Source organism: Intestinimonas massiliensis (ex Afouda et al. 2020), assembly GCF_001244995.1.
GTDB lineage: Bacteria > Bacillota > Clostridia > Oscillospirales > Oscillospiraceae > Intestinimonas > Intestinimonas massiliensis.
Genome location: NZ_LN869528.1, coordinates 547,733 through 560,785, shown reverse-complemented (window position 1 = coordinate 560,785; position 13,053 = coordinate 547,733). Strand labels below are relative to the sequence as shown.

The 13,053-nt window shown below is 63.9% G+C and carries 12 protein-coding genes; 5 read left to right on the top strand and 7 right to left on the bottom strand.

Features of this window, described 5'->3' with window-relative positions; translation table 11 throughout:
- Nucleotides 1–21: 21 nt before the first annotated feature.
- Genes hpt through BN2154_RS02845 form a run of 5 tightly spaced genes read right to left on the bottom strand, consistent with a single transcriptional unit; the run spans nucleotide 22 to nucleotide 5,848 of the window.
- A complete protein-coding gene (gene hpt, locus BN2154_RS02865) occupies nucleotides 22–579 on the bottom strand; it encodes a hypoxanthine phosphoribosyltransferase (RefSeq protein ID WP_050617353.1) in 558 nt (185 codons plus the stop codon).
- 15 nt (nucleotides 580–594) lie between these two features.
- Nucleotides 595–2,004 (bottom strand): tRNA lysidine(34) synthetase TilS, encoded by a 1,410-nt coding sequence (gene tilS, locus BN2154_RS02860; protein WP_242853674.1) that lies wholly within the window; start codon nucleotides 2,002–2,004, stop codon nucleotides 595–597.
- Nucleotide 2,005: 1 nt separating this feature from the next.
- A complete protein-coding gene (dnaB, locus tag BN2154_RS02855) occupies nucleotides 2,006–3,355 on the bottom strand; it encodes a replicative DNA helicase (RefSeq protein ID WP_050617606.1) in 1,350 nt (449 codons plus the stop codon).
- A 35-nt stretch (nucleotides 3,356–3,390) separates the two neighbouring features.
- Nucleotides 3,391–3,837: a 50S ribosomal protein L9 gene (gene rplI, locus BN2154_RS02850; RefSeq protein WP_050617352.1), complete on the bottom strand. Its 447-nt coding sequence runs from the start codon at nucleotides 3,835–3,837 to the stop codon at nucleotides 3,391–3,393.
- 13 nt (nucleotides 3,838–3,850) lie between these two features.
- Nucleotides 3,851–5,848, bottom strand: coding sequence for a DHH family phosphoesterase (locus tag BN2154_RS02845; protein WP_050617351.1), 1,998 nt, complete (start codon nucleotides 5,846–5,848; stop codon nucleotides 3,851–3,853).
- A 231-nt stretch (nucleotides 5,849–6,079) separates the two neighbouring features.
- Between BN2154_RS02845 and BN2154_RS02840 the strand changes: the two genes are divergently transcribed.
- Both BN2154_RS02840 and BN2154_RS02835 read left to right on the top strand, forming a co-directional pair.
- Nucleotides 6,080–7,144 carry a branched-chain amino acid aminotransferase gene (locus tag BN2154_RS02840; RefSeq protein WP_050617350.1) on the top strand — a complete coding sequence of 355 codons (1,065 nt, stop codon included), beginning with the start codon at nucleotides 6,080–6,082 and terminating at the stop codon, nucleotides 7,142–7,144.
- Nucleotides 7,145–7,351: 207 nt separating this feature from the next.
- Nucleotides 7,352–8,578 carry a M20 metallopeptidase family protein gene (locus BN2154_RS02835; RefSeq protein ID WP_050617349.1) on the top strand — a complete coding sequence of 409 codons (1,227 nt, stop codon included), beginning with the start codon at nucleotides 7,352–7,354 and terminating at the stop codon, nucleotides 8,576–8,578.
- A gap of 105 nt (nucleotides 8,579–8,683) precedes the next feature.
- Here BN2154_RS02835 and BN2154_RS02830 read toward each other — a convergent pair whose 3' ends face one another.
- On the bottom strand, nucleotides 8,684–9,577 hold the full coding sequence (locus BN2154_RS02830; protein ID WP_050617348.1) for a diacylglycerol/lipid kinase family protein: 894 nt from the start codon (nucleotides 9,575–9,577) through the stop codon (nucleotides 8,684–8,686).
- A 165-nt stretch (nucleotides 9,578–9,742) separates the two neighbouring features.
- Here BN2154_RS02830 and BN2154_RS02825 point away from each other — a divergent pair, with 165 nt between their 5' ends.
- Both BN2154_RS02825 and BN2154_RS02820 read left to right on the top strand, forming a co-directional pair.
- Nucleotides 9,743–10,450, top strand: coding sequence for an AzlC family ABC transporter permease (locus BN2154_RS02825; RefSeq protein ID WP_050617347.1), 708 nt, complete (start codon nucleotides 9,743–9,745; stop codon nucleotides 10,448–10,450).
- Entirely contained in the window at nucleotides 10,451–10,786 is a 336-nt protein-coding gene (locus BN2154_RS02820; protein ID WP_050617346.1) for a branched-chain amino acid transporter permease, read from the top strand.
- Nucleotides 10,787–10,826: 40 nt separating this feature from the next.
- Here BN2154_RS02820 and spoIIP read toward each other — a convergent pair whose 3' ends face one another.
- Nucleotides 10,827–12,020 carry a stage II sporulation protein P gene (gene spoIIP, locus BN2154_RS02815; protein ID WP_050617345.1) on the bottom strand — a complete coding sequence of 398 codons (1,194 nt, stop codon included), beginning with the start codon at nucleotides 12,018–12,020 and terminating at the stop codon, nucleotides 10,827–10,829.
- 142 nt (nucleotides 12,021–12,162) lie between these two features.
- Between spoIIP and BN2154_RS02810 the strand changes: the two genes are divergently transcribed.
- The gene (locus BN2154_RS02810; RefSeq protein WP_050617344.1) at nucleotides 12,163–13,032 is read left to right on the top strand and encodes a YihY/virulence factor BrkB family protein; all 870 of its coding nucleotides are present in this window, start codon (nucleotides 12,163–12,165) and stop codon (nucleotides 13,030–13,032) included.
- Nucleotides 13,033–13,053 lie beyond the last annotated feature (21 nt).

Genomic DNA, 13,053 nt, shown 5'->3' with positions numbered 1-13,053 from the left:
TTTTATCCAACAGCCGCAGCCTCAGTCGGCGGGCAGCTCGGCCTCATAGACGCAGGGCTTGAGCACGCCTATGTAGGGCAGGTTGCGGTATTTTTCCGCAAAGTCCAGGCCATAGCCCACCACGAACTCGTCGGGGATGGAGAAACCGCTGTAGTCCACATGGACGGGCTTGATCCGGCGGTCGGGCTTATCCAGCAGCGTGCACAGCTTCATGGAGGCCGGGTGCCGGGCCTGGAGGATCTGAAGCAGATAGCTCAGGGTGTTGCCGCTGTCCAGGATGTCCTCCACCACGATGATGTCCCGACCCTCAATACTCTCGGACAGGTCCTTGGTAATCTTCACCTGACCGGAGGAGGTGGTGCCCGCCCCATAGGAGGACACGGCCATAAAGTCCACCGTACAGGGCAGCGTGATGGAGCGCATCAGATCCGCCATAAAAATAAAGGAGCCCCGCAGGACGCTGATAAGCATGGGTTCCTTGCCCGCAAAATCCCGGTCAATCTGACCGGCGATCTCCCGCACCCGGGCCTTGAGCTGTTCCTCGCTGAACAGAATATGGTCGATGTCCTTTTCCAGCATGGTTGTTTCTCCCTTTCAGTCTGACTTTTCCGTCCAAATTTCGACCGCCTTCTCCCCCGGGGCGGCCAGGTGGGCCGCGTCGGGGCCGAAGCCGGGGATATATAGGGGGCCGCCTGCGTCGGCCAGTACGGGCCAGGTCCCCCGTTCCAGCCGGGGCACGTGGGCGTCGATAAAGAGCTTTTTCAAGGTTTTGCGGCCCCGCCGGGGCAGGGTGACGGCATCCCCGGTCTGCCGGGGGCGGATCACCAGGGGACCGGACAGGGCGTCCCGGGCCAGAAATACATGGTTCGGACCCTCCGGATGGGCCGCCGGAGCGGCGGCCGGACGGCAGGTGATGCGCCAGGGGCCGGCCTCTATCGTTTGTTCCCGGTCCGGGTCCAGGGGGCGGGCGGCCAGTACGGCGGCCTCCTGCCGGGGGCCCAGCACCAGATCCCCGTACACCCGCCGGGCCGTCAGGCCGTGGGGCAGGTCCACGGCGGCGGAGGGGTCCCCCCCGCGGCACAGGGCGGTGACCGCCCGCAGATGGGCGGCGGAGAATTGATAGGCGTCCAGCTCGGCCAGCAGGGCGCGGACCATGCGCACGGCGATGGGGCCGGGCTGTCCGGCGATGCGCCCGGCGGGAAGGACCAGCTCACCGCCCCGGCGGACGGCACATTGGACCTCATGGTCGGCAATGGCCTGGAGATAGGCGTCGTCCTCCCGCAAAGAGCCGATGGTCTCGGCGGTGCGGGGGATGAGCCAGGGGTTGATCTCCTTCAGCACCGGGAGCACCTGATGCCGCACCTTGTTGCGGCTGTAAGCGTCATCGCGGTTGGTGCTGTCCTCCACGTGGGGGATGCGGTAGCGGCGCAGATAGTCCTCGATGACGGCGCGGCTGGTGGTGAGCAGAGGCCGGATGAGCTTGCCCCGCACCGGCGGGATGCCGGTCAGGCCGTGAAGCCCGGTCCCCCGGGCCAGGTGGAGCAGCAGGGTCTCGGCGTTGTCGTCGGCGTTGTGGGCGGTGGCGATGCGGTCGCAGCCCAGAGCGGCGGCGGTCTCCTCCAGAAAGGCGTACCGCATGGCCCGGGCGGTCTCCTCCACCCCGGCCCCCAGCCGCCTGGCCTCCTCCGCCACGGGACCGGAGCCCACCGCGAGGGTTACCGGCGGCAGGGTGGGCCCGCCGGAGAGGCGCTCCTCCCCACACCAATCCCGGACAAAGGAGCGGACAAACGCCTCGTCCCGGTCGGATTCGGTGCCCCGCAGATTGTGGTTGTAATGGGCGGCTGCCAGCTCAAAGCCCATGGCATGCCGCAGGAGGTACAGCCGGTGCAGCAGATAGACCGAGTCGGCCCCGCCGGAGACGGCGCAGAGCACCCGGCTGCCGGGGGGGATCATATGGAACCGGGCCAGAAGCTCGTTCATGGCCGAATCAGGCGACTGGTACATCTCAATACTCCGAATGGGTGCGGTCGATGGAGGAGAAGGTGGTGTACTCGGGCAGCCACTGGAGCTCCACCTTGCCGGTCTCACCGTGGCGGTTTTTGGCGATGATGCACTCGGCCAGGTTGTGCATCTCGGAATCCTCGTTGTAGTAGTCGTCCCGGTAGAGGAACAAGACGATGTCGGCGTCCTGCTCGATGGCGCCGGACTCCCGCAGGTCGGAAAGCATGGGCCGCTTGTCGGTGCGGCTCTCCGGGCCGCGGGAGAGCTGGGACAGGCAGACCACGGGCACGTTGAGCTCCTTGGCCATGATCTTCAGGGCCCGGGAGATGTCGGACACCACCTGCTGGCGGTTTTCGCCGGAGTAGCGCTGCTTGCCGCCGGCGGACTGCATGAGCTGCAGATAGTCTATGACGACCAGACCCAGGTTATCCACCCGGCGGCACTTGGCGTTCATATCGGCCACCGACAGGGAGGGGTTGTCGTCGATGAGGATCTTGGAGCGGCCCAGGGCGGCGGAGGCCAGGGCGATCTTGTCCCAGTCCTCGTCCCCCAGCTTGCCGGTGACCAGCTTCTTATTGTCCACAAAGGCCTCGTTGGAGATCAGGCGCATGGCCAGCTGTTCCCGGCTCATCTCCAGGGAGAAGAAGACCGCCGTTTTGCCGGAGAACTTGCCCGCGTGGAGCAGCACGTTCAGGGCAAAGGAGGTCTTGCCCATGCCGGGGCGGGCGGCCAGCAGGATGAGGTCGGAGTCGTTGAGGCCGGAGATGGCCCGGTCCACATCGGACAGGCCGGTGGACAGACCGGGGATGGCCGAGTCCCGCTTGGACAGCTCCTCCAGCCGGTCCAGCACGTCCAGCACCACCGCGGAGATGGGGGTCAGCCCCTGGCTGGCTCTCCCCTGCCGGATGGCGTAGATGCGCTGTTCGGCGGCGTCCAAGACCTCCTGGGCGGTGCCGGTGCCCTCCTGGATCATGCCGGTCAGGTCGGCCGCCGTCTCGGCGATGCGCCGCAGCAGGGCCTTGTCCTTTACGATGGCCACATATTCCGCCACGTTGGCGGCGGTGGGGGTGACCTCCATGAGCTGGAGGAGGTAGGACCGGGAGGTGTTCTCCTCAAAGACCCCGTTCTGGCGCATGTGGTCCAGCACGGTGACCGGGTCAATGGTCTCCGAGTAGTTGAACATACCGTAGATGGTCTCATAGATGTCCCGGTTCTGCTGGAGGTAAAAGTCCTCGGGGCGGAGCCTCTCGATGACCTCGGGCACGCACCGGGCGTCGATGAGCATGGAGCCCAGCACCGCCTGCTCGGCCTCCACCGAGTGGGGCATCTGGCGGACCAGCAGCTCTTCGTCCATGTGCATCACCCAGCTTTCCTGTAAAATTGGGGGGCTTACGCCTCCGCCACCACGACCTGGATGGCGCCGCTGACCTCGTAGCCCAGCTTGCACTTGAGCTCATAGGTGCCGTAGGCCTTGATGGGCTCGTCCTGAACGATCTTGGACTTGGCCACGTCCAGGCCGTACTGGACCTTGAGCCCCTCGGAGATCTCCTTGGAGGTGACCGCGCCGAACAGCCGCCCGCCTGCGCCGGCCTTGGCGGTGAGCTTGACCACGCAGTCCTTGAGCTTGGCGGCGATCGCCTCGGCCTCGGCCTTCTCGGCGGCCTCCTGGGCTTTCCTGGCCTTCTCCTGCATCTTCATGGTGTTGACGTTCTCGGCGGTGGCCGGCACGGCCAGCTTCCGGGGCAGAAGGAAGTTGCGGGCGTAGCCGTCGCTGGCCTCGATGAGCTGGCCCTTCTTGCCCTGACCCTTCACGTCCTGCTGTAAGATCACTTTCATGGTAAAAACCTCCTCAATCTTCTTCAAAATACTGGTCGATGGCCCGCAGCAGCCGCTGGAGGACCGCCTCCACGCTGCCGGAGGGCACCTGGGCCCCCGCTGTGGCGGCGTTGCCGCCGCCCCCCAGCTTCTCCAGCACCACCTGCACGTTGGTGTTGCCCATGCTCCGGGCCGAGATGATGACCCGCTCCCCGTCGGCGTCGGGAAAGAGCACGAAGGAGGCGTCAATGCCGGAGATGTTCAGCAGTTCATCGGCGGCCTGAGCGGCGGTCACCCGGCCCACCGTGTGGTCCACGGCGGCCACGGCGATGTCGTTGTGGTACATCCGGGCGGTCTGGATGATGTCGTAGCGGGCGATGGTGCCCGCCAGGTCGTTCTGGAACAGCTTGCGCACGTCGCCGGTGTCGGCGCCGGAACGGCGCAGGAAGGCCGCCGCCTCAAAGGTGCGGCTGCCGGTGCGCATGGTGAAATTCTTGGTGTCCAGCACCATGCCGGCCAGCAGGGCCTCCGCCTCGATGCGCAGCAGGTCCGAGGGCTCCATGATGTACTGGATGAGCTCGGTGACCAGCTCGCTGGCCGAGGAGGCGTAGGGCTCGTGGAAGTTCAGCGCCGCGTTGCCGATGTAGGAGGCCGCCCGGCGGTGGTGGTCGATGACGGCCACCCGGGTGCAGCACTCCAGCAGATCCTCCGACTGGACCTGTTCCGGCCGATTGGTGTCCACCACCACCAGCAGGGTCCGGGGATCGGCCAGGATGATGGCGTCCTGAGCGGAGAGAAAGGCGTCCTTGTACTCCGGGGTCTGGCCCAGCTTGGCGGCCATCTCGGCGGCGGGGTTGCTGCCCGGCTCCCGGATGATGCGGGCCTGCACCCCCCGCTTGCGGGCGATGGCGCACACGCCGGTGATGGCGCCGATGCAGTCCAGGTCGGGGAACTTGTGGCCCATGACGAACACCCGGGAGGAGTCGGCGATCAGCTCGCCCAAAGCGTTGGCCATGACCCGGCTTTTGACCTTGGTGCGCTTCTCCATCTCCTTATTGTGCCCGCCGTAAAACTCAAAGTTGAATTTATTTTTGATGACGGCCTGGTCGCCGCCCCGGGACAGGGCCATCTCGATGGAGAGGGAGGCGTACTCCAGCAGTTCCCTGAGGCTGGGGGCGTCCCGCCCCACGCCGATGGAAAGGGTGGGGGACACGCCGTTGGGGCCGGGGATCTCCCGCACCTTGTCCAGCAGGTCGAACTTGGCGTCCACGAAGCCCTGCAGGTACTGCTCCTCAAAGACGAAAAGATAGCGGTCCCGGTCGTACCGGGAGAACAGCCCGCCGGTGGGGGCCACCCAGGCGGCCAGGCGCTTGTTGATCTCGCTGAGCATGGCGGTGCGGGCGGACTCGTCGGTGTTTTTCACCACGTCCTCGTAGTTGTCCAGCAGCAGCAGAGCCACTACGGGCCTGCTGCTGCGCAGGGTCTGCCGGTCGGCGGAGTAGCCGGTGATCTCCACCCAGTAGGTGGTGGCCATGCTGGACGGGCGGCCCCGCCGCTCCTCGGAGCGCACCAGACTGCCAAAGACCAGAAATTTCCGCTGGCCCACCTGGACCTCGCCGGGGCACTCGGTCTTGCCCTCCAGCAGCCAGCGGGTGTCGAAGCCGGGCACGGCGGCGGAGAGCTTGGTGTCAAACAGGTGGTCCCGGCCGTCGGTGAGCTGGAGGAACCGCTCGTTGGACCAGATCACCTCGTCGGTGTCCGGGTGGAAGATGACCATGGGCAGCGGGGAGTTGAGCATGGTGTCCCGTGTGGCCATATCCATGTTGGCGGATACGCTCTCCAGGTAGCGGAGCATCTCTTTCTTCCGGCGGCTGCTGTTGCGGCGGAGGTAAAAGAAGAGAACGACCACCACTACCCCCTCCACGGCGGCCACGGGCGGGCTGAGAAAAGCGGAGGCTGCGGCAAAACAGACCAGACAAAACAGATAGAGCCCCAGACTGGGCTCCAAAAGCCGGGAGAGCCGCTTGTTCATTCCTACACCTCCTGGAAGTCCCCTCTGCGGGGGACAGGCATAACTCGGATAGTCTATTTTATCAGAAAAGCCTTGAAATTACAAGAGCGGGGGCCAGCCTTCGACGGCGGAAATAATGACGAGGGCCCTGCGGCGGAAAGAGACGTTTTCCGGCATTTTCTCTATTGCAGTAAAGTGGTGAGGCTGATATAATAACTTCTAATCTACAATGCTGCAGGGAGGCCATCCACCATGGAGGAGATCAAGATCCAGCGCGCCACCACCCTCAAGCCCAAGCCGGACTTCAAGACCCTGGGCTTCGGCAAGGTTTTTTCCGACCACATGTTTCTGATGAACTACACCGCAGGCCAGGGATGGCACGATCCCCGCATCGTACCCTACGGCCCCTTTACCCTGGAGCCCTCCGCCATGGTGTTCCACTATGCCCAGGAGGTCTTTGAGGGCCTGAAGGCCTACCGGACCGCCGACGGCCGCATCCAGCTCTTCCGCCCCATCGACAACGCCAGAAGACTCAACGACTCCTGCGAGCGGCTGTGCATCCCCGCCATCGACGAGAACCTGTTCGTGGAGGCGGTCAAGACGCTGGTGGCCGTGGACAGGGAATGGGTGCCCGATCAGCCCGGCACCTCCCTGTATATCCGCCCCTTCATCATTGCCACCGATGCCAGCCTGGGCGTCCACGCCTCCCACACCTACCTTTTCTGCATCATCACCGGCCCTGTGGGCGCCTACTACGCCGAGGGCATCAACCCGGTGCGGATTTACGTGGAGGACGACGATGTCCGGGCCGTCAAGGGCGGCACCGGCTACACCAAGTGCGGCGGCAACTACGCCGCCTCCATCCGGGCCGGTGAGCGCGCCGAAAAGCAGGGCTACGCCCAGGTGCTGTGGCTGGACGGCGTCCACCGTAAGTACATCGAGGAAGTGGGCTCCATGAACGTCATGTTCAAGGTGGGCGGCAAGATCATCACCCCCCAGCTCACCGGCTCCGTACTGCCTGGCATCACCCGCCGCTCCTGCCTGGAGCTGCTGCGGGACTGGGGCTACGCCGTGGAAGAGCGCCTCATCACCGCGCGGGAGCTCTTTGGCGCCGCCGACAGCGGCAAGCTGGAGGAGGCTTGGGGCACCGGCACCGCCGCCGTCATTTCCCCCATCGGCGAGATGGGCTGGGAGGGCCGGCACGTGGTGGTCAACGGCGGAGAGATCGGCTCCCTGACCCACAAGCTGTACGACACCCTGGTGGGCATTCAGTGGGGCACCGAGCCGGACCCCTACGGCTGGACCATCCAGCTCTGAGAAAGCCGGCACAAGGCCGTGGACACTGGGTGTCCGCGGCCTTGTTCTGTCAACCGGGGACCCCGTGCCGGGTTGCGGGCGGTTGGTGGTATTTTGCCCCGCAAGGGCCCTCTACCGGGGAAACAAAAGGGGCAAAACGCATGCCGTCTCATATTTTGGAGAATCCGTTACAAAATATAATACTTATCATAAAAAGGAGCATCTAAGATGACGCCAAGGCAATTGCTGGAAGAAGCCGCACAGCTAAAGGAAAGCATGGTTTTTAACCGAAGATACCTGCATGTCCATGCGGAGACAGGATTTGACCTGAAGGATACGTATGCCTTTGTAAAAAAGGCATTGATCGATATGGGGTATGAGCCGCTAAAGTGCGGGAAGGCAGGGCTTGTGGCCTTGGCCGGCGGAAAAAAGAGCGGAAAGGTGTTCTTGATTCGGGCGGATATGGATGCGCTGCCGATCCAGGAAGCGGCGGAGGTTGATTTTGCATCCGCCAACGGCAGTATGCATGCATGCGGACATGATATGCACACCGCTATGCTGTTGGGCGCTGCGAAATTACTAAAAGCCCACGAAGACGAACTGGAGGGAACGGTAAAACTCATGTTTCAGCCCGCCGAAGAAATCTTTGAGGGTTCCCGGGATATGATCCAAGCCGGTTTATTGCAGAATCCGGATGTCGATGGAGCGCTGATGATCCATGTTATGGCAGGGATGCCCTTTGAGGCGGGTACCGTGATTGTTTCAGCACCCGGCGTCAGTGCGCCGGCAGCGGATTATTTTGAGATCAGCGTGCAGGGGACGGGGTGCCACGGTTCTATGCCCTATGCCGGGGTTGACCCCCTTAACGCCGCCGCCCACATTTTAATTGCGCTTCAAGAAATTCACGCCAGAGAATTGGCCATGGATGACCGCGCCGTTTTGACGTTTGGGACGATGAACGCCGGAACCGCCGCGAATGTCATTCCGGACATGGCGGTCATGGCGGGGAGCATTCGCACCTTTGACGAAGAGATACGCGCCTTGATCAAAGAGCGAATGGTACAAATTGCAGATGGGATTGCCAGGTCTTTTCGGGCGGAAGCAAATGTCAGCTTTGGAAGCGGGTGTCCCACCTTGGTCAATGACAAAGACCTGTGTATCTGCACCGAGAGGTATGTAAAGGAATTATTGGGCGGGCACAAAGCATTCTCCGTGTCGGATCGGAACGCTATGAGCGAAGGGCAAAAGCCTTCCAAATCGGCAGGTTCCGAAGATTTCGCATATGTCAGCCAGGAAGTGCCGTCCATTATGCTGGCCTTGGCCGCCGGACAGCCGGAAAAAGGGTATGGTTACCCGCAGCACCATCCGATGGTTCGATTTGATGAGGATGCGCTGGTCAACGGCAGCGCGGTCTATGCTTACACGGCAATGCGCTGGCTCGAAGAGCACAAATAAGGACGCAGATACAGCAGCACGCTTCCCAACTTGTAATGCCTCTGGCAGGAAAAAACCGGGATGAAAACACATCCGGGGCGCGGTATTCCGCGCCCCGGATGTCTGCTATTTGCCCCAGATCAGGGTCAGGGCCTTCTGTCGGTTTTGAATCTCCACCGTCTCCGGCGCGCCGCCGTACTCCCCGTCCAGAGTCCAGGTCAGCTCCTCCTGGGTGACGACCCGGAGGCGGCTGGTGTGGAGCGCCACGATCATATCGCTCTCCACGGTGTTCTGGCGGGTCAGGGAGCGCAGGGCGCTTTGAAACTCCGCCGGGTTCCGGGGCAGGCGGACCAGCACCACCTCGAACAGACCGTCGTCCAGAGCCACCCGCTCCGGTGGGAAGAGCTGAAAGCCCCCCACCGAGATGGTGTTGGACACCATGCCGTAGATGAAGTCCCCCTCCACGGCGCCTCCGTCGTGCTCGATGGTCAGGTGGTAGCCCTTGAGCAGGGAGCCCAGCTTGGTGGCTCCCTCCAGCAGATAGGCCAGGTGGCCGAAGGTGTTCTTGAAGGGCTGGGGGGTGTCGTAGGACACGTCGGTAAAGGCGCCGAAGGCGGCCACATAGACGAAAAAGCGGTCGTTGAACACCCCAATGTCGCAGGGGCGGGCCACGCCGGCCACGGCGGCTTCGGCGGCCTTGTCCATGCCTTTGGGCAGGTCCAGGTTCCGGGAGAAGTCATTGGTGGTGCCGGCGGGGATGTAGCCCACCAGGGGGGGCGCCTCCAGGCCCATCAGGCCGGTGACCACCTCGTTGAGGGTTCCGTCGCCGCCGCAGCATACCACCCGGTCGTACCGGCGGCCGATGGCGGCGGCCACCCGAGTGGCGTCGCCGGGTCCCTGGGTGGGCCAGGCGCTGGTCAGGTACCCCGCCTTGGAGAAGGCGTCCAGAATGGCGGCGAGCTGGGGGCGTACCTGGCCCTTGCCCGCCTGGGGATTGTAGATAAAAAGTAGTTTTTTCATGTCGTTCCTCCGGGTGCTTGCGGTTGGCTGTCGATCGTATTGTGTATTATACAAGTTTTTTCCCCAAAGCGCCACCCTTTTTCACAAGGGGGAGAAATTCCGACGGCCCGCTTGCTTTTTCAAAGGGAAGCGCATAAAATATTTTTTACAATGAGGTGATTTTGTGTGAGCCGCCGCGCCTTTGCCGCTGCCTTTCCGGCCACCGTGCCGGTGCTGATGGGATATCTGTCCATCGGCATCGCCTTCGGGCTGATGCTGGAGGCCGTCGGGTACAATGTCATCTGGGCCTTTTTTATGTCCCTGACCATCTACGCCGGGTCCGGGCAGTACATGGGGGTGGAGCTCCTGGCCACCGGGGCGGCCCTGGTCAATGTGGCCGCCCTGACCCTGATCCTCAACTTCCGGCACCTGGTCTACGGCCTGAGTCTGCTGGAGAAGTTCCGGGGCATGGGGGTGCGGAAGCTGTATATGATTTTTTCCCTCACCGATGAGACCTATGCGCTGCTCTCCTCCGCCCGGGTGCCCGAGCGGGTGGACCCCCACGACTACTATTTCGCCGTGGCGGTGCTGGATCACAGCTACTGGATTCTGGGCTCGGTCATCGGCAGCGTGGCGGGCGCCCTGATCCAGTTTGACACCACCGGCATCGACTTTGCCATGACCGCCCTCTTCCTCGTCATCGCGGTGGACCAGTGGAACGCCTACCGCTCCCACCTGCCCGCCCTGCTGGGGGCCGTCATCACGGTGGTCTCCCTGGTGGTCATGGGGGCGGCGAACATGCTCATTCCGGCCCTGTGCGTCATCATTGCGGCTCTGCTGGCCCTCCGCGTCAAGCTGGACCGGGACCCGGCCGTGGAAAAGGAGGCGGTCTGAATGGTCCTCTCCGCCGGACAGGCTGTGGCCTCCATCGCCGTCATGGCCGCGGTTACCTTCCTCACCCGGGCCCTGCCCTTTCTCCTCTTTGACCGGGGCGGACATCCCCCCAAGCTGGTCCTCTACCTGGGCCGGGTCCTGCCGCCGGCGGTCATCGCCATGCTCATCGTCTACTGCCTGCGGACGGTGCGCTTTGCCGCGGTACCCCAGTGGGCCCCTCAGCTCATCGCCGCCGCCGCGGTGGTGGCCCTCCACGTATGGAAGCACAACAACCTGCTGTCCATCTTCGGCGGCACGGTGCTGTATATGGTGCTGGTGCAGGCGGTATTCGTGTGAGAAAAAGGCGCCGGACCCCACGGGGTCCGGCGCCTTTCGGTTATTTGTACGCCAGCAGCACCGCGCCGGCGGCCCGGGCAAAGCACCGGGCGGCGGCCAGGGCCTCCTGGAGCGTATTGCCGTGGGCCCCGATCTCCACCAGCAGGGAGCCGGTGGTGGTCTGCTGGTTGTAACGGTTCTCCCGCAGGCCGATGGGCCGGGCCAGGGTGGGCCACAGGGTGTTCATCTCCCGCTGGACCTTGACTGCCAGGGACAGGTTCTCCTGCCAGTCGGGGTGGTCGTACTTGGCGTTGGACCCCATGACCAGCATGACCTGGGCGGTCTTGACCCCGTCGATGGTGGTGATGGGCTTGTAGACGGTGCCGTCCTCCCCGATGAGGGCGTCCCGGTGGACGTCCAGCACCACCCGGATGGAGGGGTAGTCCTGAAGGTACTGCTCCACGGCGGCCAGGGAGCGGTCGTAGGAGCCGCTGTAGTTGGGGTAGTCGTAGAGCTCCTTGTCGTGGAGGACCGTAAGGCCCATGGAGGTGAGGACGCTGGCAATCTCCTCCCCCACTCGGATCATGTTGTAATTTTCGTCGGTGGTGCGGCAGTCCCCACTGGGGGTGTAGACGTCCGCCCCGTCGGGGGTGTAGGCCTCGGTGCCGTGGGTGTGCATGATGAGGACCTGAGGGCCGTCGGCGGGCAGCTCCAGGGTCAGGGCGGCAGAGGCCAGAGCGGCCACGTCCAGGGGCAGGCCGGGTCGGTTTTCGATGTAGACCCCGCCGGCGCTGGCGTAGCCGTCGCCGCTGACCGGGGCCAGGGTCCGGCCCACGATGTCGTCGGGGGCGGTGGTGGAGGCCGGAAGCTGGTGGGGGTCCTCCGGGTCGTCGGGCTCCTGGACGGCGGAGGGCTGAGGGGGCTCGGGGTCCGCGTCGCCCTGAGCGGTGGCGTCGGACAGATACCGGGAGACTTGCGCCCGCCCGGCCATCAGGGTGGGGGACTGGTCCAGCACCAGCCGCTGCCAGCTCTCCAGAGCGTCCAGGGTGTCCGTTCCGGTCTCCACATGGCCCAGCTCGGCCTGGAGGGCCGCCGCCACGAAGGCGGGGCTCTCGGCCAGGGTGCGGAAGGTCTCCGCCGCAGCCCCCATATCGGCGGTGAGGGAGAGCACCCATACCGTCACGGTGGCCAGGAACAGGGCCGCCCCGCGGCGGAGGACCTTTGTCCACTGACCGGGGCCTTGTCCTCTTTTCATGGGTCATCCCCGTCCTTTCCGTACAGTCATAAGAAACGATATGCCGGGCCGGAGGGGAATATGACCCCGAGTTTGGGGTTTGTGAAAGGAGGCATAATGTGGTATACTACCAAGCGAGACCATCCAAAAGGCAGGTGGAGCCATGAAGGCGCTTTGGGAATCCTCCCCCGTGCGGTTCATCCGGGAGATCGCCGACGTCTATTTTTCCCGCCGGGTGTCCCGGTCGGCCGCCGAGCTGGCCTATTTCCTCATCCTCTCCTTTTTCCCCGTCCTGATCTGCGTCAACGCCTTTGTGGGGCTGCTCCACATCGACGTCAACGCCCTGGTGGACGCCGCTTCCGAGATCATCCCCCGGGAGAGTTTGTCCATCCTCACCGACTATATCACCTATCTCTCCGAGCCGGGCAGCCAGTCCAACGCCATGCTGGCGGCGGGCATCACCATGACGCTGTTCTCCGCCTCCGCCGCCTTCCGGGCCCTGATGAACATCATGGCGGATATCTACCGGCGCAGGACCTATACCGGCGTGGTGCAGATCGCGGCCAGCGTGCTCAACTCCATCCTCTTCCTCATCACCATCTATCTCTCTCTGGGGGTGCTGCTCACCGGGAGCTGGTTCTTCCGCCTGGTGGAACGGCATTTCCCCTGGATCGCCCAGTTGGTGGGAAGCTGGCAGTCCCTGCGCTTCCTCATCCTGTTCTGCCTGGTCTTTCTGTTTGTCCTGCTGGCCTACCGCATGTCGGCGCCCAGGGGCCGCCCCCGCCCCCCCATCCTTACCGGCGGCTTTCTGGCTTCGGTGGCCCTGGTGTGCGCCTCCATGCTCTTCTCCTGGTTCATCGGCATGTCCTCCCGGTACTCCCTGGTGTACGGGTCTCTGGCCTCGGTCATCATCCTGCTGGTGTGGCTCTACCTGTGCGGCAACATCCTGATCCTTGGAAACGTGTTCAACTATGTCTGGTACCGGCGCAAGCAGGCGCGGTATCAGCGGGAGCACCCGGAAGAGCGCCCATAAAAAACGCCCGGACAGCTTTGC

Bases quoted from the DNA above. Each gene is read 5' to 3' on its own strand.
- hpt (WP_050617353.1), bottom strand. From the start codon at position 579: ATGCTGGAAAAGGACATCGACCATATTCTGTTCAGCGAGGAACAGCTC.
- tilS (WP_242853674.1), bottom strand. From the start codon at position 2,004: ATGTACCAGTCGCCTGATTCGGCCATGAACGAGCTTCTGGCCCGGTTC.
- dnaB (WP_050617606.1), bottom strand. From the start codon at position 3,355: ATGGACGAAGAGCTGCTGGTCCGCCAGATGCCCCACTCGGTGGAGGCC.
- rplI (WP_050617352.1), bottom strand. From the start codon at position 3,837: ATGAAAGTGATCTTACAGCAGGACGTGAAGGGTCAGGGCAAGAAGGGC.
- BN2154_RS02845 (WP_050617351.1), bottom strand. From the start codon at position 5,848: ATGAACAAGCGGCTCTCCCGGCTTTTGGAGCCCAGTCTGGGGCTCTAT.
- BN2154_RS02840 (WP_050617350.1), top strand. From the start codon at position 6,080: ATGGAGGAGATCAAGATCCAGCGCGCCACCACCCTCAAGCCCAAGCCG.
- BN2154_RS02835 (WP_050617349.1), top strand. From the start codon at position 7,352: ATGACGCCAAGGCAATTGCTGGAAGAAGCCGCACAGCTAAAGGAAAGC.
- BN2154_RS02830 (WP_050617348.1), bottom strand. From the start codon at position 9,577: ATGAAAAAACTACTTTTTATCTACAATCCCCAGGCGGGCAAGGGCCAG.
- BN2154_RS02820 (WP_050617346.1), top strand. From the start codon at position 10,451: ATGGTCCTCTCCGCCGGACAGGCTGTGGCCTCCATCGCCGTCATGGCC.
- spoIIP (WP_050617345.1), bottom strand. From the start codon at position 12,020: ATGAAAAGAGGACAAGGCCCCGGTCAGTGGACAAAGGTCCTCCGCCGC.
- BN2154_RS02810 (WP_050617344.1), top strand. From the start codon at position 12,163: ATGAAGGCGCTTTGGGAATCCTCCCCCGTGCGGTTCATCCGGGAGATC.